General features: G+C 65.2%; 17 protein-coding genes. 9 read left to right on the forward strand and 8 right to left on the reverse strand.

From position 1 onward, the window contains the following. Nucleotides 1-169: 169 nt before the first annotated feature. The 4 genes from JQ573_RS33415 (at nt 170) to JQ573_RS33430 (ending at nt 3,552) form a co-directional block, all read left to right on the forward strand. Nucleotides 170-748: a class I SAM-dependent methyltransferase gene (locus tag JQ573_RS33415; protein ID WP_212319005.1), complete on the forward strand. Its 579-nt coding sequence runs from the start codon at nt 170-172 to the stop codon at nt 746-748. 10 nt (nt 749-758) lie between these two features. Next, complete coding sequence (locus tag JQ573_RS33420; protein WP_212319007.1) at nt 759-1,418, forward strand: DedA family protein; 660 nt, start codon at nt 759-761, stop codon at nt 1,416-1,418. A gap of 281 nt (nt 1,419-1,699) precedes the next feature. Continuing rightward, on the forward strand, nt 1,700-2,518 hold the full coding sequence (locus JQ573_RS33425) for a UDP-2,3-diacylglucosamine diphosphatase (RefSeq protein WP_212319044.1): 819 nt from the start codon (nt 1,700-1,702) through the stop codon (nt 2,516-2,518). Next, nucleotides 2,518-3,552 carry a glycosyltransferase family 1 protein gene (locus JQ573_RS33430; protein WP_283815133.1) on the forward strand — a complete coding sequence of 345 codons (1,035 nt, stop codon included), beginning with the start codon at nt 2,518-2,520 and terminating at the stop codon, nt 3,550-3,552. Before JQ573_RS33425 ends, JQ573_RS33430 begins: the two co-directional genes overlap by 1 nt. 100 nt (nt 3,553-3,652) lie before the next feature. Here the strand turns inward: JQ573_RS33430 and JQ573_RS33435 are convergent, their stop codons facing one another. Genes JQ573_RS33435 through JQ573_RS33445 form a run of 3 tightly spaced genes read right to left on the reverse strand, consistent with a single transcriptional unit; the run spans nt 3,653 to nt 6,631 of the window. Beyond that, nucleotides 3,653-4,783, reverse strand: a complete 1,131-nt coding sequence (locus JQ573_RS33435; RefSeq protein ID WP_212319009.1) for a threonine synthase — start codon at nt 4,781-4,783, stop codon at nt 3,653-3,655. Nucleotides 4,784-4,796: 13 nt separating this feature from the next. Continuing rightward, entirely contained in the window at nt 4,797-5,453 is a 657-nt protein-coding gene (locus tag JQ573_RS33440) for an HAD-IA family hydrolase (protein WP_212319010.1), read from the reverse strand. A gap of 17 nt (nt 5,454-5,470) precedes the next feature. Then, nucleotides 5,471-6,631: a DSD1 family PLP-dependent enzyme gene (locus JQ573_RS33445; RefSeq protein ID WP_212319012.1), complete on the reverse strand. Its 1,161-nt coding sequence runs from the start codon at nt 6,629-6,631 to the stop codon at nt 5,471-5,473. Between the two features lie 71 nt (nt 6,632-6,702). On the opposite strand from JQ573_RS33445, the gene JQ573_RS33450 reads away from it, so the two are divergent. Continuing rightward, a complete protein-coding gene (locus JQ573_RS33450) occupies nt 6,703-7,626 on the forward strand; it encodes a LysR substrate-binding domain-containing protein (RefSeq protein WP_212319014.1) in 924 nt (307 codons plus the stop codon). 16 nt (nt 7,627-7,642) lie between these two features. On the opposite strand, the gene JQ573_RS33455 is transcribed toward JQ573_RS33450, so the two are convergent. Beyond that, entirely contained in the window at nt 7,643-9,799 is a 2,157-nt protein-coding gene (locus JQ573_RS33455) for an acetoacetate--CoA ligase (RefSeq protein WP_283815134.1), read from the reverse strand. Nucleotides 9,800-9,874: 75 nt separating this feature from the next. Between JQ573_RS33455 and JQ573_RS33460 the strand changes: the two genes are divergently transcribed. Further along, the gene (locus JQ573_RS33460; RefSeq protein ID WP_212319018.1) at nt 9,875-10,876 is read left to right on the forward strand and encodes a glycoside hydrolase family 3 N-terminal domain-containing protein; all 1,002 of its coding nucleotides are present in this window, start codon (nt 9,875-9,877) and stop codon (nt 10,874-10,876) included. Between the two features lie 369 nt (nt 10,877-11,245). On the opposite strand, the gene JQ573_RS33465 is transcribed toward JQ573_RS33460, so the two are convergent. After that, nucleotides 11,246-11,641: a hypothetical protein gene (locus JQ573_RS33465; protein ID WP_249132615.1), complete on the reverse strand. Its 396-nt coding sequence runs from the start codon at nt 11,639-11,641 to the stop codon at nt 11,246-11,248. Between the two features lie 661 nt (nt 11,642-12,302). Between JQ573_RS33465 and JQ573_RS33470 the strand changes: the two genes are divergently transcribed. Further along, on the forward strand, nt 12,303-12,866 hold the full coding sequence (locus JQ573_RS33470; RefSeq protein WP_249132616.1) for a helix-turn-helix transcriptional regulator: 564 nt from the start codon (nt 12,303-12,305) through the stop codon (nt 12,864-12,866). 151 nt (nt 12,867-13,017) lie between these two features. Here the strand turns inward: JQ573_RS33470 and JQ573_RS33475 are convergent, their stop codons facing one another. From JQ573_RS33475 to JQ573_RS33485, 3 genes are all read right to left on the reverse strand, one after another. Then, nucleotides 13,018-13,266 (reverse strand): hypothetical protein, encoded by a 249-nt coding sequence (locus JQ573_RS33475; protein ID WP_092121780.1) that lies wholly within the window; start codon nt 13,264-13,266, stop codon nt 13,018-13,020. 155 nt (nt 13,267-13,421) lie between these two features. Beyond that, a complete protein-coding gene (locus JQ573_RS33480; RefSeq protein ID WP_212319027.1) occupies nt 13,422-14,141 on the reverse strand; it encodes a Crp/Fnr family transcriptional regulator in 720 nt (239 codons plus the stop codon). Nucleotides 14,142-14,322: 181 nt separating this feature from the next. Beyond that, complete coding sequence (locus JQ573_RS33485; protein ID WP_249132617.1) at nt 14,323-15,033, reverse strand: Crp/Fnr family transcriptional regulator; 711 nt, start codon at nt 15,031-15,033, stop codon at nt 14,323-14,325. A 555-nt stretch (nt 15,034-15,588) separates the two neighbouring features. Between JQ573_RS33485 and JQ573_RS33490 the strand changes: the two genes are divergently transcribed. Together JQ573_RS33490 and JQ573_RS33495 are read left to right on the forward strand one after the other, a co-directional pair. Continuing rightward, entirely contained in the window at nt 15,589-17,187 is a 1,599-nt protein-coding gene (locus JQ573_RS33490; protein ID WP_212319029.1) for a flagellin, read from the forward strand. A gap of 398 nt (nt 17,188-17,585) precedes the next feature. Beyond that, nucleotides 17,586-20,294, forward strand: a 2,709-nt coding sequence (locus JQ573_RS33495) for a hybrid sensor histidine kinase/response regulator (protein ID WP_212408779.1), incomplete at its 3' end; no start/stop codon positions are given.

The following is a 20,294-nucleotide window of genomic DNA, read 5'->3' on the forward strand; positions in this document are numbered from 1 at the left end:
CGTGCATCGGGGCGATCGAATCGTCCCGACACCGACCGGCACTGCTCAACCGGCGGGAGCCTACCACACATGATGGGGAGGACCCGCAATGCGAAAGACACGCGAATGGCCTTGTTAATAAATCCGTGGCGCCAGACCGATTGCGCGCTCATCGTGCGGGAGCTCCGGCATGTCGGCCGCTGACATCCTGCCGTTCGTCCGCGCCTGGGTGCGTAATCCGTTGCGTGTCGCCGCGGTCGCGCCGTCCGGGCCCGCTGTCTCGTCGCTCATGGCGCGGGAGATCACCGCGGACACCGGCCCCGTGCTCGAGCTTGGCCCTGGCACGGGCGTCTTCACCCGCGCGTTGCTGAAGCGCGGCGTCAGGCAGCAGGATCTGACGCTGGTGGAGTACGGCTCCGAATTCATCCCGCTGCTGCAGCGGCGCTTCCCGGGCGCGCGGGTGCTGTGGATGGATGCGGCCTGGCTGCGGAGGGAGAGGCTGTTCGACGGGGCGCCGGTCGGTGCAGTCGTGAGCGGCCTCGGGCTCCTCATGATGCCGCCGGAGAAAGTCATAACCATCCTCCACGGCGCCTTCGGCTATCTCCGCGCCGGCGGGGCGTTCTACCAGATCACCTATGGTCCGCGTTGTCCTGTCGCAGACGCGATCCTGGATCGCCTCGATCTGCAGGCGAGCTGCATCGGGCAGACGTTTCTCAACCTGCCGCCGGCTTCCGTGTACCGGATCAGCCGCCGCCACTCCCACGCTTGATCGAGACGCCATGGACACGTCGAGCACGATCGCGATGTTTTTGCACTTCGGCCTGCTGGGTATCGGCTGCCTCGCCGTCGCCGAGAAGTTCATTCCGCTGCTGCCGTCCTACGTGCTGCTGATGCTGCTCGGCTTGACTGTCTCCGACGGCTCGATGCTCGCGATGACCATCCTCGCGACCAGCGTCGGGTCTGTCGTCGGTGCCATCGGCTGGTACGGGCTCGGGCGCGCGCTCGGCTCGCGGCGCATCGAGGGGCTGGTGGCGCGCTATGGCAAGTTCGTGTTGCTGCGGCCCTCGCTCTACCGACAGCTCACCGACGCCTATCGCGGCAATCATTTCTGGGTGACGCTGATCGGTCAGACGCTGCCCACCGTGCGGATTTACCTCGCTCTCCCGGCCGGTGTGTTGCACTTGGAGCCGCGCGCCTTCGTGATGGCGACGGCGATCGGCACCGTGATCTGGAACATGCCGTTCCTCACCCTGGGCTATGCCCTGCGCGGCAGCAGCCACGATCCGGTCAGCCTCGGCTTCTGGGTGGTGGTCATCCTGGTCGCCGTGGAGGTCGCGCTGCTCCTGGGATTTCGCTTCTACAAACGTTCGCTCGCGCCGCGTCCTCTCGGGAAGCCGCGCGCGCTGCCCTCACGCTTGCCAGTGGAGGAAGGCGTATGAGAACCCTGTTGGCCCGCCTGCGGCCGGGCTCGGATACGCTCGAGCGCGCTGCCGCAACCCTGCTGGTCCTGGCCGCGAGCTATCAGTTCGGTCACGCGGCTTCCGGCGGGCGATATCGGGCGGCCGAGTTCGCGCTGCTGGTGCTTATCGCAGGCATCTATTGGCACCGCTCGATCTTCAGGCGATGCGCCAGCCGCGATGTCACGAAAGTTCTCGCGGGATTGGCCGAGGCCATGGCGGCGGCGTTTCGGCCGGACGGCAAGGTCGACTCCCAACTTACGATGCATGGGGCTGGCGATCACACGCCGCGGGATGTCGTCAAGGTCAGGAGCCTGTTCGTCTCCGACGTCCATCTCGGGACCAGGGGATGCCAGGCCGAGCGGTTGATCGACTTCCTTCGTCACCATGATGCCGAAACCGTATTCCTGGTCGGCGACATCGTCGACGGCTGGTGTCTGCGGTCGAGCTGGTACTGGCCCAGGGCGCATAATGCGGTTGTGCGGGAGCTGATCGAGCTCGCGCAACGGGGCTGTCGCCTGGTCTACATTCCCGGAAATCACGACGAGTTCCTGCGTGACTATGCCGGTGCGGCGTTCGGCGGCGTCGAGATTGTCGAACGGGCGATCCATCGTGGCCTCGACGGCCGCGACTACCTCGTCGTTCACGGCGATCATTTTGATCTCGTGGTGCGGCATGCGCGCTGGCTCGCGCTGATCGGCGATGTCGGCTATCGGGCCGCGCTGGCCTGCAACGTCTGGCTCAACTGGATCAGGCGCCGATTTGGCTTCGGCTATTGGTCGTTCTCGTCCTGGGCGAAATTGCGGGTCAAGAATGCGGTCAACCACATCGGCCGGTTCGAGGAGGTGTTGGCATCGGAGGCCGGGCGCAGCAACGTTCAAGGCGTGATCTGCGGCCACATCCACCACGCGGCACTGCACGACGATTTCGGCGTCCGCTACATCAACACCGGGGATTGGGTAGAGTCCTGCACGGGCGTGGTCGAGCGCCATAACGGGCAGTTTGAAATCGTCCGATGGACGGAGGCGCGGAGGGCGTTAGGTACTGCAGACGTCGCGCCGCTCGCGCAGGCGGTCGCCTGATGCGCGTGCTGGTGGCAACCGACGCCTGGCGGCCGCAGATCAATGGTGTGGTCCGCTCGCTCGAATATCTCGCCAGTGAAGCGCCGTCGCTCGGCGCGGAAATCAGCTTCTTGACGCCGGCCGATTTCCGCACCGTGCCGTTGCCCGGCTATCCGGAGATCCGCCTCGCGTTGCCGACGATCGGGCGGATCGCGCGCGCCATCGCGGCTGCGCGCCCGGACTCGGTGCACATCGCGACCGAAGGCCCGATCGGTTGGATCAGCCGGCACGTCTGCCAGACCCGCGGCTATCCGTTCACGACCAGCTATCACACCCGCTTTCCCGAATATCTCGCCGCGCGGCTGCCGGTCCCGCTGCGGTGGAGCTACGCGGCGTTGCGCCGTTTCCATAATAGCGGGGACGGCATCATGGTCGGCTCGGCGTCGCTCGAGCGGGCGCTGAAGGCGCATGGCTTCCGCAAATTGATGCCGTGGTCGCGCGGCGTCGATGCCGAGCTGTTTTGTCCGCGTACAGAGCGGCCGATCGCCTTCCCGGCGCCGGTGTTCCTCTATGTCGGCCGCGTCGCGGTCGAGAAGAATCTCGACGCCTTTCTCGGTCTCGACCTGCCGGGCTCGAAAGTCGTGGTCGGGGACGGGCCGCTGCGCAGCAGTTTGCGGGTCCGGTTTCCGCACGTGCATTTCCTCGGCACGCGGACGGGCCGGGCGCTCGCCGACGTCTATGCGTCCGCCGACGTCATGGTGTTTCCAAGCCTGACCGATACGTTCGGGATGGTGATCCTCGAGGCGCTGGCCAGCGGCCTGCCGGTTGCGGCCTTTCCGGTGATGGGACCGCTCGACGTGATCGGCAAGTCAGGCTGCGGTTGTCTCGATCACGACCTGCGTCGCGCGGCGCTCGGCGCGCTGCTGGTGCCGCGCGAGAAATGCCGCGCCCACGCCCTGACCTTCACCTGGCAGGAAAGCGTGCGGCAGTTCCTCGACAATATCGGGCGGGCCCACGCCTCGCCGGCGCGCGCAGCCGTCGCGGGAGCGGGCTGACTAGAGCTTCGGTTCTGATTGAATCAGAACCGAAGCTCTAGCTTCTTGTTGTGACGCGTTTTCTTCACGCGAACCGGTGCTCACTTCGCTCGAAAACGCTCTAGCTGCCGAGCAGCTCCGTGATCAGCCCGGCTGCCTTGATCCCGGTCCCGCTGATGATGACGACGGTGCGCTCTGCCGGCCGGATCGCGCCGCGCTCCTTGAGGACATCGAGCGCGGCGGCGGCCGAGGCCGAGGTCGGCTCGACGAACAGGCCGCTACGCGCCAGCCGCTTCAATGCGGCGACGATGCCGTCTTCGGGAATCGCGACAGTGCCGCCGCCGCTCTCCCTCAGCGCCGCGATCATCTGCTTCAGGCGCAGCGGATGCTTGATCGCGGTACCTTCGGCGATGGTCTTGCGGACCTCGCGATCGACCGGCGTGTCGACGCCGGAGACGAAGCTGGCATCAACCGGCGAGCAGTTGAGCGGCTGGGCCGCGAACAGCCGCGGCAGCCGCGTGATCTGCCCGGCCGCGAGCAGCTCCGTGAAGCCGATATAGCAGCCGAGCAGGCTGCTGCCGGCACCGACCGGCATGATGACATTGTCGGGCGCGGTGAAGCCAAAATCTTCCCAGATCTCGTAGGCCAGCGACTTGGTGCCTTGCAGGAAGAAGGGCTGCCAGTTGTGGCTGGAGTAGAAGATCTGCTTCGACTGGCGGATCGCTTCCGCCTCGGATTCCTCGCGCGGGCCTTCGACCAGCTGCACCTCGGCGCCGAAGGCGTGCATCTGCGCCACCTTCATCGGCGATGTCGTCGCCGGCGCAAGGATCCTGACCCGCATGCCGCCCGCCGCGCCATAGGCCGAGACGGATGCGCCGCCATTGCCGGAAGAGTCCTCCAGCACCGCATCGACGCCGAGCTGGCGCAGGAAAGACAGCATCACCGTGGTGCCGCGATCCTTGAAGCTCGCGGTCGGATTGAACCATTCGAGCTTGAAATGCGGCCGCAGGTCGCCCCACGCCTTCTCGACCGCGGGTGTGAAGCCTTCGCCCATCGTGATCGGCTGCCTGATCTCGACCGGCAGCGCCGCGCGGTAGCGCCACAGCGAGCGCGTCCCGTGATCGACCTCGTCGCGGGAGATGCCAGGCAGCGGCGTGACGAGCAACGGCTTGCCTTCGTCGGAGCACCAGCGCGGGACATCCAGCGGATAGAGCTTGCCGTTGAGCGGGTCGATGTAGCTGGGTGATGGCATCTCGGTTCAGTCCTCAAGGAGCGTGCCGGCCGGACATCTCGCGACCCAGCACGAAAGCCGGCAAGGTCGCAAGGTTGTCACGAACCATGATCGGGGCGGGCGCCCCTTCCGGCGGGTTCATTCCGGCCCGATTATGCCACCAAGTCGGCAAGCGCACACGTGCCGTACCGAACAGATCATAGCCCGATCCCGCGACGAACAGGCATCGATCGGCCGGGACCGGCAGTTCGTCGAGCGCGAGCTGATAGGGTTGCGGCTGCGGCTTGTAATAGCCGGCGCGCTCGGCCGTCACGAACACGGTGAAGGGAACGTCGATGCGATCGGCGGCGATGCGGCCGAGCCGTTCCGAGCAGTTGGTCACGACGCCGAGCGCGACGCCGGCCTCGTGCAGCGCTTGCAGGACATCGAAAACCTCGGGCCAGGGATCGAGCTCCGCATAGCGTGCGCCGAGCTCCTCGGCCAATTCGAACGGCAGCCCGACATTGCGTGCCGCCTCGCCCACCAGATCCTCATAGGGACGATAGCGTCCGGTGGCGTAGGTGTTCCTGAGATACTCGGCCCGCCAGCGTAGCCCGGCTTCATCGGAGCCCGCGACCTTGTTCCAGAGTGTCCAGCTGTCGAGCAGCGCGGTCAGCAGATCGAACAGAACGGCGTCATAGGCTCGGGTCATGGGCTGCGCTCCATTTCCTACCATCCGCGAAACCGCTCCCATTGCCTGACCGAGTTGGAGCCGGCGGCGACGGCATGATAGCGGTCGTGCTGGGCTCCGGTCGCGCAGGCATGATTCGGCAGGATCCGCACCTTCGCGCCGACCGGCGGCGCCACCTGCGGCGCGGTGCTGCCGGGACGGAGCGCGATGATGCCGTGCTCCTGATTGGTTTCGGTCACGATCAGGTCGCGATAGGGCCGTCCATCGATGTCGCACACGATGCCGTAGCCCTGGTCGATCGGCTGCTTCGCGGTGCCGCGATCGCGCGACAGCGCCATCCAGCCGGCGTCGATGAAGGTCCAGCCGCGGTCGGCGCGATGGCCGATCACCGTCGCGAGCACCGACAGCGCAATGTCGTCGACCGCGCAGACCCCGATCCCGGCCATCACCAGGTCGAACATCACGAAGACGCCGGCGCGCACCTCGGTGACGCCGTCGAGCCGGCGCGCGAAATGCGCCGTCGGCGTCGAGCCGACGCTGACCACGGGGCATGGCAGTCCGGCTCCGCGCAGCGTTTCGGCGCAGGCAACGGCGGCGGCGCGCTCCTGCTCGGCCGCCTGCTCGAGCGCCGCCACGCTGCGGCAGGAATAGGATTCGCCGGCATGCGCCATGACACCACGCAACTCGGCGCCGCCTTGATGCAACGCGCGGCCGATCTCGACCAGTTGCGGGTCGTGCGCGCCGACACCCGCGCGATGGCCGTCGCAATCGATCTCGATCAGCACCGGAATGCGGTCGTTCGTCATGCGCGCCATCGTGGCGACGGCCGCCGCCTGCTCCATACTGTCGAGCACCACCGACAGGTCCACGCCCTGTCGCCGCAGCGCGGCGACGCGATCGAGCTTTTGCGGCGCGATGCCGACGGCATAGAGGATGTCCTTGACGCCTGCCGCGGCGAACACCTCGGCCTCCTGCAGGGTCGAGACCGCCGCCGGGCCGCCTGGGCCGTCCATCACGGCGCGCGCCGCCGGAATTGATTTCGCGGTCTTCAGATGCGGGCGCAGCGGTACGCCGAGCCGCGTCAGCCGCGTCTTCAAACGGGTGATGTTGTGCAGCATCCTGTCTTCGTCGAGCACGAGGCAGGGCGTCTCGATATCGGCAAGCGGATGCGAGGCGTTCAAAACAGGGGCTGATGACATCCGGCGAGACTAGCCGTTTCCATGCTAAGTACAATTTACCGAATGTCATTCCTATATTAAGTCTGGACTTAATGCTCTCGACCGACGACATCCGCTTCTTCGTGGCCATCGCTGCGGCCCGATCGCTCGCCGCCGCGGCGCGGGCGCTCGACGTGACGCCATCGGCGGTGTCGCAGCGGTTGCAGAGCCTCGAGCAGCGCCTCGGCGTTCAACTGGTCAGCCGTTCGGCCCGGCGGCTGACGCTGACCGATGAAGGCGAGCTGCTGGTGCTGCGCGGCGGCACGCTGCTCGACGAGGCGACGGAGCTGACGGAGGCGCTGCAGGCGCGTCGCGGAACCATCGCCGGCCACCTGAAGATTCTTGCGCCGCTCGGCTTCGGACGCCGCTACATCGCGCTGGCCGTTGCCGGCTTCCGAACACAGCATCCCGACGTGTCGGTCGAGCTCGAACTGTCCGATCGGCCGGCGCGTGCCGCCGCGAGCGCGTGGGATGTCATGATCCATATCGGCGCGTTGAAGGATTCCTCGCTTCGCTTGCTGCGTCTTGCGCCCAATGAACGCGTTCTCTGCGCCACGCCGGCCTATCTGAAGCGCCGTGGAATCCCGGCGAGCCCGCAGGAGCTACGCGGGCATCAATGCATCGCGCTCCGCGAGAACGAAGAGGATGTGACGCTCTGGCGCTTCTCGCGCCGGCGTGCGGCGGCGGAGCCTGATGTCATCAGGATCGAGCCGATGCTGTCGAGCAATGACGGCGAGGTGGTGAAGGCCTGGGCGCTGGCGGATCATGGCCTGATCGTCAGGTCGGAATGGGATGTCGCCGAGGATCTCGCCGGTGGCCGGCTGGTGCGGGTGCTGCCGAGCTTCCGCCTGCCGCCGGCCGACATCGTCGCGCTGCTCAATCCGGGCCGCGGCGGGCGAGCCAGGCGCACGCAGGCTTTTGTCGAGCATCTGCGCGATGCCCTCTCACCGCCGCCTTGGCGCAGCAGGCCGCGCTGACAAACGGCGCGATCGCTTACGCCGCGCCGGCCTGCTTGCTCAGATAGCTCCTGGCAAAGTCGAGATACCAGTCGAGACAGCCGGGATTGGCCATCGCATCGCGGTTGATGACCTTCTCGACGGAATGGCCGAGCAACAGCTTCTTGACCGGCAGCTCCTGCTTCTTGCCGGACAGCGTGCGCGGAATTTCCGCCACGACGAAGATGTCGTTGGGCAGGAAGCGGCGCGACAGCCCGGCTTCCACGGCCTTGTTGATCTTCGCCTTCATCGCGGCATCGAGGACAATGCCCTCGCGCAGCACCACGAACAGCGGCATGTAGCTGTCGCGGCCGAGATATTCGAGGTCGACGACCATCGAATCCAGCACCTCCGGCAGCGCCTCGATCGCCGAATAGAGCTCGCTGGTGCCCATCCGCAAGCCATGGCGGTTGATGGTGGCATCGCTGCGGCCGTAGATCACGCAGGAGCCGTCGGGGTTGATCTTGAGCCAGTCGCCATGCCGCCACACCGGGCCGCGGCCACTTCCGTCGAAATTGTCGGGATAGGTCTCGAAATAGCTCGCCATGTAGCGCGCATTGCCGGGATCGTTCCAGAAGCGCAGCGGCATCGAGGGCAGCGGCTCGGTGCAGACGAGCTCACCGACCTCGTCGATCACGGCACGGCCCTGTTCGTCGAAAGCCTCCACCGCGCAGCCGAGCAGCCGGCATTGCATGATGCCGGGGGTCTGCGGCAGTTCGCGATTGCCGCCGATGAAGGCGCCGGCGAAATCGGTGCCGCCGGAGATATTGGCCCACCACATGTCGGCCTGCGCGGCGTTGCCGTTGCGTTTCGAAAGCGCGGCGAAGCGTTCGTTGAACCAGGCTTGCGTGTCGGCGCTGAGCGGTGAGCCGGTCGAGCCGAGCGTGCGCAGGCCCGAGAGGTCGCCTACCCCAGCGAGATCGATCTCCGCTTTGGTGCAATTGGCGAAGAACGCTGCGCCGGCGCCGAAGAAGGTCGCCTTGGCGTCGGCGACGAAGCGCCACAGCGTAGTCCAGTCCGGCTTGTCCTTGGTGCCGCCGGGACTGCCGTCGAAGATGCAGCAGGTCGTGCCGTTGAGCAGACCGTTGGCCTGGCAGTTCCACATGATCCAGCCGGTCGAAGAGTACCAGTGGAAGCGCTCGCCGAACGAGTTCGGCTGATAGCTGCAGCCGATGTCGTTGTGCAGGGTCGAGAGCGGCAGCGCCACGACGATGATGCCGCCATGGCTGTGCAGGATCGGCTTCGGCAATCCGGTGGTGCCCGAGGAATAGACGATCCAGAGCGGGTGGTCGAACGGCAGCCATTCCGGCTCGAAGGCGTCGATCTCCGCGCTCTGGCCGGCAAGGATGGACGACAGCAGTGTTTCGGACGGCGCGGCATCGCTGTGCAGGATGACATGCTGCACCGTCGGCAGCGCGCGCCGCAATTCCTCGATCACCGGCTTCCGGTCATGGCGCTTGCCGGCATAGGTCACGGCGTCGCAGGCGATCAGCACTTTCGGCTCGATCTGCTTGAAGCGGTCGATCACCGCGGGTGCGGCCATGTCGGGCGCGCAGACACTCCAGATCGCACCCAGGCTCGCGGTCGCCAGAAACGCGATGATCGTCTCGGGGATGTTCGGCAAGTACGCCGCGACGCGGTCGCCGGCACGGACGCCGTTGGCCTTCAGGTGCAGCGCAAGCGCCGCCGATTTGCGCTGCAGCTCCGGCCAGCTCGTCTCCGAAAGCTTGCCCTCCTCGCCGCTCGAGATCAGCGCCGGCAGGCCGGCGGCGTGCGCCGGCGCGACGTGCCGGAAAACCTGGCGCGCATAGTTCACCGAAGCGCCGGGAAACCACACCGCGCCCGGCATCTTGCGTTCGGCCAGCACCGCCGAATGCGGCGTCGGCGAGCGCAGGTCAAAATAATCCCAGACGCTCTGCCAGAAGGCGTCGATATCGGTGACCGACCAGCGCCGCATCGCCTCGAAATCCGCAAACGCAAGGCCGCGTGTGTCCTTCAGCCAGTCGCGGTACAGGGCCATTTGCGGGACGTAAGGTGCTGTCATGGGCGTTTCCGAAATTTCTTGTGTTGTGGCAGCCGCGATCGAGGCGTGCCGGCGTGTCTTAACATAGTGATGCGAGCACGGGGAACGCAGTCGCGCCGCGACTGGCGTCATATTCTTACCGCTGCCGCAGCGTGCTATTGCTTCGGGTGCGGGGCTGATTCCATGCCCATCCGATAGCGAGCGGCCATGTCCGTCGGCGAACTCTTCATCCTGGGATTCCACGGCAAGGTCATTCCGCCCTGGCTGAAGGAGTTTGCCGCACAGTTCGGGCTCGGCGGCGTGATCCTGTTCGATTACTCGTGCCAGACCCGGCAATACGACAACAACATCGTATCGCCTGCGCAGCTGCAGTCGCTCTGCGCCGAGATCGCGGCGTTGCCGTCGCAGCCGCTGGTCTTCATCGACCAGGAGGGCGGTCTGGTGCGCCGGCTCAAGGAGGGCCTCGGTTTTCAGCCGCTGCCGAGCGCAAAGGATTTCAATCGGCTCACGCCTGCGGACAAGCAGGCGATCCTGGCCGCAAGCTATGGCGAGCTGCGGCGGCTCGGCATCCGCTACAATTTCGCGCCCGTCATCGACGTCGATTACAATCCCGACAATCCCAATATCGGCAGGATCAAGCGATCCTATTCGTCCGAGATCGGCGAGGTCGTGGCCAATGCCCGTCTGGTCGACGCCGCGGCGCGGCAGGCAGGGGTGGGCCTTTGCCTGAAGCATTATCCGGGCATCGGCGGCGCGCACGTCGATTCACATCTGGAGTTCATGGACATTTCCGATGCGCTGCGGCCGGAGCAGGAGGAGTTGTTCTACGCGTTGGCCCCGGATACCTTCGGCGATGCGGTGCTGATCAGCCACGCCATTGTCCGCCAGTGGGACGCGCAGCATCCGATGACACTGTCATCGGCTGGAATCGCCCGGCTTCGCCACCGGCTGCCCGAGACGCTGCTGATCACCGACGACATGCAGATGCAGGGGCTACAAAAGGCGCTCGGCACCAGCGCGGCCAGCCTGCAGGCGATCGCCGCCGGCGTGGACATGATCTGCATCGGCAACAATCTGCTCGACCAGGAGCAGGCGATCGCCGGCATCGCCGCGGCGGTCGCGGGTGCGCTGCAGGACGGATCGCTGGATCAGGCCGCGGTGCGGCGCTCCATTGCGCGGGTGCAAAGGCGCAAGGCACTGCTCGCCTGACGGCATTGAACCAAATTTTCTGCCGGGCGACCATAAGGAACGGAACCAAACTTCATTGCCGCGAGTTAACACAGACGCTCATCGGGGCAACGAACCATGAAGATGCTCAAGCGTCTCTTCCGATTGACCTGGCTACGCCGCGTCCCACGCAACTCCGCCGATTTGCCGCCTGCCTGCATCGATCCCGACGAATTCATCCGCCTGCTCTGCAGCGGGCGCCGCGAGGATTTGCGGATACTGGCAAAGCGGCTGAGCCAGCGTTCGCGGGCTCACGCATAGGCAGCGGAGCCGTCCAATCGTGAGCCGGTTCGCGCAGGGCCGGCAATGCGGCGCGCGGCCGCGATGCCGTTCGGTCCTCATGCGATCGACCTATTGCTTCGCCTTCTCGTGATTGCCGATCCCGACCGGCTTGTAGTCGTAGGTCGGATAGAACTCGGTATGGTAGGCGCCCCAGGCATTGTTCTCGATAACACGGTTGACCTCGCGCAGCCGCGAGGCCGGCAGCCGCAGGGTCACCACTTGGCCGACCCCCATCATCACGTACCAGCTCACGACCTCGACACCTTCGGGCGGAAACGCCTTGTAGAAGCCCTGCCGCTCGAGTTGCGCATTCAACTCGCTGAGCGGCCGTGACTGATCATGCTTGAAGAAGATGGTGACCATGATCGCGTTGTCTGACGTCGGTGCTGCATTGCCGGTCGGCGTGGTCTGGGCCTGCGCGCCGGTGCCGGACAGCAGTGCTGCGGCCAGCGCCGCAATCGTCATCCAGGATCCATTCCGCCCGTTCCGCCCTCGCTTCATTGCCGCGCCCTTTTGTTGTTGGTCGAGAGGCGGCGATCATCGCGGCGCATGCCGGGGCTGTAAATCGACATTCGCCTGACCCGACGCCCACCGCCGCGCCCCTCGGCCGATGTGATCCGTCTCATACGCGCGTCGGCCGGCGTGCGGTAAGCCGATGCGATCCCGATGCCCGGAGGGTTGATCGATGACGACCCGGCGAATGGCGTATTGGTGGTTCAGGTTTGTCCTTTCGGGACGCTTCCTGCAGAAATTCCTCCGGCGGCGGCGCCCTTGATGTCTGAGGGGCGGCGCGCACCCCGCCCATTTCAACCTGAAGCCAGGGGGCGGATGTGGGCGCCGATGCGCCCCGGAGCGCATCGGGAAGGTAAAATCCAACCTGCGGGCATCATCGGGATGAAGTGGCCTTGATGCCCCGTAAGACTACTGTCCTTCGGCTCAAACAAGCGAGATTCGTTGCCAAATCAGCGGTAATCTGCGCCTGCTTGGCAGGTCGGGGCCCGAGGTCACAGTTGCGTCACCCGTAGTTTTACGGAGTCCCGTGTTAACGCGGCCACAAGTTCACCTTCGGTAAACCATACTTATGACGCAACATGACAATCGAGCCGAGGCGCGCCTTCCGACATGGATGGCCGGAACCGCGACGCTCGAGGCGCAGCCGCCCGAGATTCAGGGAGCTGTTGTGCCGCGAACGCAGGTGACCGCGGACGCCGGGGCGGCGATCGTCCGGCAGTTCAATGGGCCGGTGACGGCGCTGCTGCTCTACATGAACGAGCTCAAACAGCACAGTCAGCAGTTCGCGCATGCGCCCGGCAACGGCGTCTATCTGCGGCAGGTGATCGAGAACGCGCTCGAGCAGACCGAGCGGGTATCCGCGATGCTGAAGCAGATCTCCGATCTCTATCCGAACGCGATTCCGGCCACCGATCTCAGGCCGCCGCTTGACGACAAGCCGGCAGGCGCCCGGTCGCCCGATGTCATGTTCACGCCGGAGGCAGGCCGCAAGCCGCTGACCAAGCGCGAGCGTGAGGTGCTCAGCCTGATCAGCGACGGCTATTCCAACAAGCAGGGCGCGCTGCGGATGAACATCAGCCCGCGCACGTTCGAGAGCCATCGCGCCGAGGCCATGCGCAAACTGGGTGCGCGAAACACCGCAGATCTCGTCCGCAAGGCCTTGTTGCATTCCGCATAGAGCGTTTTCAGCGAAGCCTGCCCCGCACTTGATGCGGGGTGGGTACCGGTTCGCGCAAAGAAACGCGTCAAAACCAAAGTCCAGAGTTCGGTTCCGATTCCAACGGAACGGGGCTCTGAGTCGGCGAATTCGGTTCGCTAGAACCCGGTTCTCAGAAATCGTCTTCCGCGGCGAAGCACAGGCGCGGCGCGAGCCGCGCGGCGGAGGCGGCTGACTTCGGCTCGTCCGGAACGATCGTGACCACCCATGCCGCCGTCGCGCCGGACTTGCTTTCGACGATCGCGCGCACACGTCCCGTCACTGTCGCGCCGGCGGACCTGATGGTGGCGGGCCGGCCGTTGAACTGGGCCATGCGGAAGCGCCGGGCTTCCTTCCGGTCGGTCGTCTCGTACGTGAACATCGGCTCCCCCGTGCGTCGACGCGACTTTGCGGATGCAGCGTTATCCGACGGTGAAAATCGTACGCCGTAGAAGTACGGCTTGTGCGCCGGCGGGGGCGTTTTCGCACGAAGTGGTAGCGATTCGCGTGAACAAGACGCGTCAAGAATAGCAAGCTTCAGCCGCCGGCTTCCTGGCAACTCAGCAGCCCCGCATATTGCGCCTTGACCGTGGCGTAGCACTCGCACGCGGTCCTGATCAGTCCATCCGCATTGGTGATCTCGATGTGGCCGCGGCTGTAGTGGATGAAATTCGCCTGTTGCAAGGTATGCGCGACCAGCGACACGCTGTTGCGGCGTGCGCCGATCATCTGGGCCATCGCCTCCTGCGTCAGGGCGATCTTGTTGCTGCCGGAGAGATCGCGCGTGTGCAGCAGGCATCGCGCCAGCCGCGACTCCACGGTGTGCGCGGCGTTGCAGCCGGCCGTCTGCTGGATCTGGGCATAGACGGCGAGACCGTGCCGGATCAGCATCGCTCGCAGAGTCGGGCTCTGGCCGGCGGCCGTCCGCAAGGCTTCGACCTCGATCGTCGAAGCGACGCCCGGCACCAGCACCACGGCGCTGTTCAGCGTGGGAGCTTCACCAAGCCCCGCGAACGCACCGTAGATGCTGCCGCGGCCGACCATCGCGATCTGCACGCACACGCCTCTTGCCAGCCTGACCACCAGCGAGATCACCCCCTTGTGCGGCATGTATGTCCGCTCGAGCATCTCGTCGGTCTCGATCAGGACCGAATCGGCGGCGAGGTCGATCGTCCGCAAATAGGGCCGGATCAGCCCAAAATCGCTCTCCGAGAGCGAAGACAGAAATCCGTTGGGCGATCGCGGAACCGTATCCAAAGCAACCTCCTGCCTTCCGGCAAAGCTTGTCTCTGGTCATCAAAGCTGATGCGTGCAGTTGGGTCGTTATGCAACTTATTCTGGCACGTCTTGGTTCCAATGGAAACATATCTTGGTTCCATTAGGAATACGCCGATCGCCGGAGCGTCACGTTATCCGCGGCTGCAGCGGGTCGCCGCGATCAATCTTCGGGCCCGATCAATTGTTCGGCGTGCGCCTTGACGGTCGCATAGCATTCACACGCTGCCTTCCGCAGACCGTCGATATCGGTGATTTCGATATGGCCGCGGCTGTAGCGCAGGATACCGGCCTGCTGAAACCCATGCGCGACGATCGAAACCGCATTGCGCCGCACACCGATCATCTGCGCCAGCATCTCCTGGGTCAACGGCAAGGCTTCGCTGCCGCACAGGTCGCGCGCGCGCAGCAGCCAGCGCGACAGCCGTGCCTCCACCGGATGCGACACGTTGCAGGCGACGGATTGCTGGGTCTGCGCCATCAGCGCCTGCTCATAGAGAGCAACCAGGGTCCGGAACTCCGCGCTGCGATTGGCGGTCTCGCGGAAATCTTCCGCCCGCACCATCGATGCCGTGCCCGGCACCACGACGATCGCGTCGGCGAGCAGCGGCCGCTCATGCAGGGCGGCGGATGCGCCGACGATGCCGTCACGACCGATGGTTGCAATCTCGACGGATTGCCCGTCGGACAGATTGACCATCATCGAGACCACACCGCCGTGCGGGAAATAGACCCGCTGCACCGGCGCGCCGGCATCGGCGAGCACCGTTTCCTTGGTCAGGTCGACGGTTTCCAGAACGGGATGAAGTTGCGCGTATTCCGTGGAGGGAAGTGCTTGCAACAGACGATTGGGCGGACGCGATACCGCGGACATTGGAGCTCCTGCCGAGGGCGGGAGCACTACGGTCTCGCATCACCTACTCTTGGCGTGTGGAAAGCGAACATAGCTTGCCTGTCCAATAGCACAAGGGTTGTGGTGCGAACTCTATACCCTCTAGGGGGCAGACGGTCGGCAATCGCATCGGCCTGCGCGGCGTTCGAGGCGATTCGAATGCCGCGTATCCCGGACGAGACGGTTGCGACGTTGTCTCGCATTTATTGATTTCCATTAACTCTGATGTTTACCCAAGCGTGTGCCGTCGCGATGGCCATTACGGATGTCGAAGGCCCCCGTCGGCAGCGCGAGCATGCGGCAAGTCCCGCAAATGCGAGGACAAATTCGCTGTCACGAGATTGATCCGGCGGCGAACATGCGTCGCTTAGCTGAGCGTCTGCACGGCGGCCGTGGAATTACCGGCAAAGCCATCCTGGGTATTTGTACGGAGCAGCCCTTTAACGAACGGGTAGCGCGGACGGACCAGTGTGGCACCGGTCGCCGTGCGAAATTTACGGCGTCGCGTCATTCGTGTTCATCCAGAAGGGTACCAGTATGTCCGGCATCGTCCTTTCGTCATCGGTCCGTCAGAACCTGCTTTCGCTGCAGTCGACGGCCGACCTGCTCGCCACCACGCAGAACCGCTTGTCCACCGGCAAGAAGGTCAACACCGCGCTCGACAATCCGACCAACTTCTTCACGGCGCAGTCGCTCGACAACCGCGCCAGCGACATCAACAACCTGCTGGACGGAATCGGCAACGGCGTGCAGGTGCTGCAGGCCGCCAACACCGGCATCACTTCGCTGCAGAAGCTCGTCGACAGCGCCAAGTCGGTCGCCAACCAGGCTCTGCAGGCCGCGGTCGGCTACTCCCAGAAGTCACAGGTGACGACCGCCGTGGTCACCGGCGCGACCACCGACGATATCCGCGGTACCGCCACCTACAGCAACGCGACCCTCGCTGGTACGGTCGTCAACAACAATCTGACGGTGCCGGCGCCGATCACGGCCGCCACCAAGCTCGTCACTGCGGCCAACTCCGACAGCCTGGCAGCGACCCCGACCGGTACGATCAGCGTCAACGGCAAGTCGATCACGTTCTCGAACACGCAGACCACGTCGACGACCGATTCGTCCGGCAACGTGACCCTCGGCACGGGCGCGGGCAGCACGCTGACGGTCGGCGACCTGCTCACCGCGATCGACGGCATCACCGGCACGGCCACCGCCTCCACCGTGGCGGCTGGTGCGCTCCAGATCAGCACCGGCACCAACCAGGATCTCAACATCTCCGGCTCGGGCCTCGCCGCTTTCGGCCTTACCGCCGGAACCAAGGCACGCACCGTGGCAACGCCTTCGCCGCTGGATGGCTTGACGCTGACGATCGGCGCGACCGGCAACGGCAAGGCCACCAACATTACGTTTGGTAGCGGCGCGGGCCAGGTGAAGTCCCTCAACGACCTGAACAACGCACTGTCCGCGAACAACCTGCAGGCGTCGCTCAGCGCGGGCGGAGCGCTCACCATCAGCACCACCAACGATGCTGCGTCCGCGACCATCGGCACGATCGGTGGCACGGCAGCCGGCGCCGGCAAGCTGTTCAACGCCCTTGTGGGCAGCGCCCCGGTGCAGGATCCGAATGGACTGGCGAACCGCGCCAACCTGGTCAACCAGTACAACAACATCCTGGACCAGATCACCACGACCGCCCAGGACGCGTCGTACAACGGCATCAACCTGCTCAATGGCGATCAGCTCAAGCTGACCTTCAACGAGACGGGCTCCTCGACGCTGAAGATCCAGGGCGTCACCTTCGATGCCTCCGGCCTCAACCTCACCAAGCTGACCGCCGGCACGGACTTCATCGACAACGCTTCGGCCAACGCCACGCTGAAGACGCTCAACAGCGCGAGCGGCCTGCTGCGCACCCAGGCTTCGACCCTCGGTTCGAACCTGTCGATCGTGCAGATCCGCCAGGACTTCTCGAAGAACCTGATCAACGTGTTGCAGACCGGCTCGTCCAACCTGACGCTGGCCGACACCAACGAGGAAGCGGCGAACAGCCAGGCGCTGTCGACCCGCCAGTCGATCGCGGTGTCCGCGCTGGCGCTGGCCAACCAGTCGCAGCAGAGCGTTCTGCAGCTGCTCCGCTAAGCGTAGCCGCGACAGACAACGACTATCGAGGCGGCGGAGGAAACTCCGCCGCCTTTGCTTTTGGGTTCGCTTAACCATCCCGCCGGTTTCAACCCATGTTCAACCCATGGGCGATCGCGCTCTGATGCAGGCGGATGTCATGGCCGCCAGCATTTCGCGGGATTTGACCGTCCCTCGATCGCATTTCGTTCAAATTGCGACGACAGGTGGAACGGGCTCTTTCCCGTCCGGGTGGTAAGGGCTTGTTGCTGTGAAACTGGCCGCGATGTCGTGATGCGTCGTCCTTGAACGGCTTCATCGTCCGTATTTGCACGGACGACGAAATTAACGTCGCCGTGAAGCCGGCCAAGTTATCGATGCGAGGCGTGCGTTCCGTAGCACCTTGAGGGGACCGATTCATGGACGATCTGTTGCGCGAGTTCCTGACGGAGAGCAGCGAGAGCCTGGACACGGTCGACAACCAGCTGGTGCAGTTCGAGCAGGATCCGAACAACGCGAAGATCCTGGATAACATTTTCCGGCTTGTGCACACGATCAAGGGGACCTGCGGCTTCCTCGGGCTGCCGCGGCTGGAAGCGCTGGCGCATGCCGGCGAGACCCTGATGGGCAAATTCCGCGACGGCATGCCGGTGAAGGCGGAAGCCGTGACGCTGATCCTGTCCTCGATCGACCGCATCAAGGAGATCCTCGGCGGGCTCGAGGCGACCGAAGCCGAGCCGGAGGGTAACGACCGCGACCTGATCGATCAGCTCGAGGCGATGGTCGAGCACGGCATGGCGGCGATGGCTGCTGGTGAAGCTGCCGCCGAAGAAGCTGTGCCTGTCGTTGAATCTCCATCCGTGCAGGCGGCGATGACCGAAGGCACGCTGGTGGTGCAGACGCTGGAGCGTCCGCTGCGCCCGGGCGAGGTCTCGCTCGACGAGCTCGAGCGCGCCTTCCGCGAGACCGAGATTGAAGTCGCAGCACCCGCACCTGTGCCGGTCGCGAAGGCCGTCACCGCTGCGCCCGCGGCCGAGCCGGTTGAAGCCGCAAAGAAGCCGGTGCGCAAGGCCGCCACCGAGGATGTCCAGGAAGGCGACAAGATCGCCAACCAGTCGATCCGGGTCAACGTCGACACCCTCGAACACCTCATGACCATGGTCTCCGAGCTGGTGCTGACCCGCAACCAGCTGCTGGAGATCTCACGCCGCAACGAGGACACCGAGTTCAAGGTGCCGCTGCAGCGGCTCTCCAACGTCACCGCCGAGCTGCAGGAAGGCGTCATGAAGACGCGCATGCAGCCGATCGGCAATGCCTGGCAGAAGCTGCCGCGCATCGTCCGCGATCTCTCCGGCGAGCTCGGCAAGCAGATCGAGCTCGAGATGCACGGCGCCGACACCGAGCTCGACCGCCAGGTGCTCGACCTGATCAAGGACCCGTTGACGCACATGGTGCGCAACTCCGCCGATCACGGCCTGGAGACCACCGCCGAGCGGGTCGCTAGCGGCAAGCCCGAGCAGGGCACCATCCGCCTCAGCGCCTATCACGAAGGCGGCCATATCATCATCTGCATCGCCGACAATGGCCGCGGGCTCAACACCGAGCGGATCAAGGCCAAGGCGCTCCAGAACGGTCTCGTCACCGAGGCTGAGCTGGAGAAGATGACCGAAGCCCAGATCCACAAGTTCATCTTCGCGCCGGGCTTCTCGACCGCGGCGCAAGTCACCTCGGTGTCCGGCCGCGGCGTCGGCATGGACGTGGTGCGCACCAATATCGACCAGATCGGCGGCACCATCGACATCAAGAGCGTGGCCGGTGAGGGCGCCTCGGTCACCATCAAGATCCCGCTGACGCTTGCGATCGTCTCCGCGCTGATCGTGGAAGCCGGCGGCGACCGCTTTGCGATTCCCCAATTGTCTGTGGTCGAGCTGGTGCGGGCCCGCGCCAACTCCGAGCACCGCATCGAGCGGATCAAGGACACCGCGGTCTTGCGGCTGCGCAACAAGCTGCTGCCGCTGATCCATCTGAAGAAGCTCCTCAAGATCGACGATGGCGCCACCTCGGATGCCGAGAACAGCTTCATCGTGGTGACGCAAGTCGGCAGCCAGACCTTTGGCATCGTGGTCGACGGCGTGTTCCACACCGAGGAGATCGTGGTCAAGCCGATGTCCACGAAACTGCGGCACATCGACATGTTCTCCGGCAACACCATTTTGGGCGATGGTGCTGTGATCATGATCATCGACCCCAACGGCATTGCCAAGGCCTTGGGCGCGTCCGGCTCCTCGGCCCATGACATGGCCGACGACAATGCGGCGGCCCATGCCTCGAGCGGCGAGCAGCTGACCTCGCTGTTGGTGTTCCGCGCCGGTTCCAGCCAGCCGAAGGCGGTGCCGCTCGGCCTCGTCACCCGGCTGGAGGAGATCGCAACCGACAAGATCGAGCTCTCGAACGGCCGCTACATGGTGCAGTACCGCGAGCAGCTGATGCCGCTGGTGCAGATGGCAGGGGTCGAGGTGCAGACCCAGGGCGCGCAGCCGATCCTGGTGTTCGCCGACGACGGCCGCTCGATGGGGCTCGTGGTCGACGAGATCATCGACATCGTCGAGGAGCGGCTCAACATCGAGGTCGCGGGCAGCCAGGACGGCATTTTGGGCTCGGCCGTGATCAAGGGCCAGGCCACCGAGGTGATCGACGTCGGCCACTTCCTGCCGATGGCGTTCGCCGACTGGTTCTCGCGCAAGGAGATGCGCCCGTCGGCCTCGGCGCAGTCGGTGCTGCTGGTCGACGATAGCGCGTTCTTCCGCAACATGCTGGCGCCGGTGCTGAAAGCCGCCGGCTACAAGGTGCGGACCGCGCCGAACGCGCAGGAAGGGCTCGCCGCGCTGCGCTCGGGACAGGCCTTCGACGTCGTGCTGACCGACATCGAGATGCCCGAGATGAACGGCTTTGAGTTCGCCGAGAACATCCGCAGTGACCACAATCTCACCGGGCTGCCGATCATCGCGCTGTCGGCAATGGTGTCGCCGGCGGCGATCGAGCGCGGCCGGCAGGCCGGCTTCCACGACTATGTCGCCAAGTTTGATCGTCCCGGGCTGATCGCGGCGCTGAAAGAGCAGACCGCCGAA

Origin of the sequence: Bradyrhizobium sp. AUGA SZCCT0105 (assembly GCF_018129565.1) — a bacterium.
In the GTDB taxonomy this organism is placed as follows: Bacteria; Pseudomonadota; Alphaproteobacteria; order Rhizobiales; family Xanthobacteraceae; genus Bradyrhizobium.

Bases quoted from the DNA above. Each gene is read 5' to 3' on its own strand.
- JQ573_RS33415 (WP_212319005.1), top strand. From the start codon at position 170: ATGTCGGCCGCTGACATCCTGCCGTTCGTCCGCGCCTGGGTGCGTAAT.
- JQ573_RS33420 (WP_212319007.1), top strand. From the start codon at position 759: ATGGACACGTCGAGCACGATCGCGATGTTTTTGCACTTCGGCCTGCTG.
- JQ573_RS33425 (WP_212319044.1), top strand. From the start codon at position 1,700: ATGCATGGGGCTGGCGATCACACGCCGCGGGATGTCGTCAAGGTCAGG.
- JQ573_RS33430 (WP_283815133.1), top strand. From the start codon at position 2,518: ATGCGCGTGCTGGTGGCAACCGACGCCTGGCGGCCGCAGATCAATGGT.
- JQ573_RS33435 (WP_212319009.1), bottom strand. From the start codon at position 4,783: ATGCCATCACCCAGCTACATCGACCCGCTCAACGGCAAGCTCTATCCG.
- JQ573_RS33440 (WP_212319010.1), bottom strand. From the start codon at position 5,453: ATGACCCGAGCCTATGACGCCGTTCTGTTCGATCTGCTGACCGCGCTG.
- JQ573_RS33445 (WP_212319012.1), bottom strand. From the start codon at position 6,631: ATGTCATCAGCCCCTGTTTTGAACGCCTCGCATCCGCTTGCCGATATC.
- JQ573_RS33450 (WP_212319014.1), top strand. From the start codon at position 6,703: ATGCTCTCGACCGACGACATCCGCTTCTTCGTGGCCATCGCTGCGGCC.
- JQ573_RS33455 (WP_283815134.1), bottom strand. From the start codon at position 9,799: ATGACGCCAGTCGCGGCGCGACTGCGTTCCCCGTGCTCGCATCACTAT.
- JQ573_RS33460 (WP_212319018.1), top strand. From the start codon at position 9,875: ATGTCCGTCGGCGAACTCTTCATCCTGGGATTCCACGGCAAGGTCATT.
- JQ573_RS33465 (WP_249132615.1), bottom strand. From the start codon at position 11,641: ATGACGATTGCGGCGCTGGCCGCAGCACTGCTGTCCGGCACCGGCGCG.
- JQ573_RS33470 (WP_249132616.1), top strand. From the start codon at position 12,303: ATGGCCGGAACCGCGACGCTCGAGGCGCAGCCGCCCGAGATTCAGGGA.
- JQ573_RS33475 (WP_092121780.1), bottom strand. From the start codon at position 13,266: ATGTTCACGTACGAGACGACCGACCGGAAGGAAGCCCGGCGCTTCCGC.
- JQ573_RS33485 (WP_249132617.1), bottom strand. From the start codon at position 15,033: ATGTCCGCGGTATCGCGTCCGCCCAATCGTCTGTTGCAAGCACTTCCC.
- JQ573_RS33490 (WP_212319029.1), top strand. From the start codon at position 15,589: ATGTCCGGCATCGTCCTTTCGTCATCGGTCCGTCAGAACCTGCTTTCG.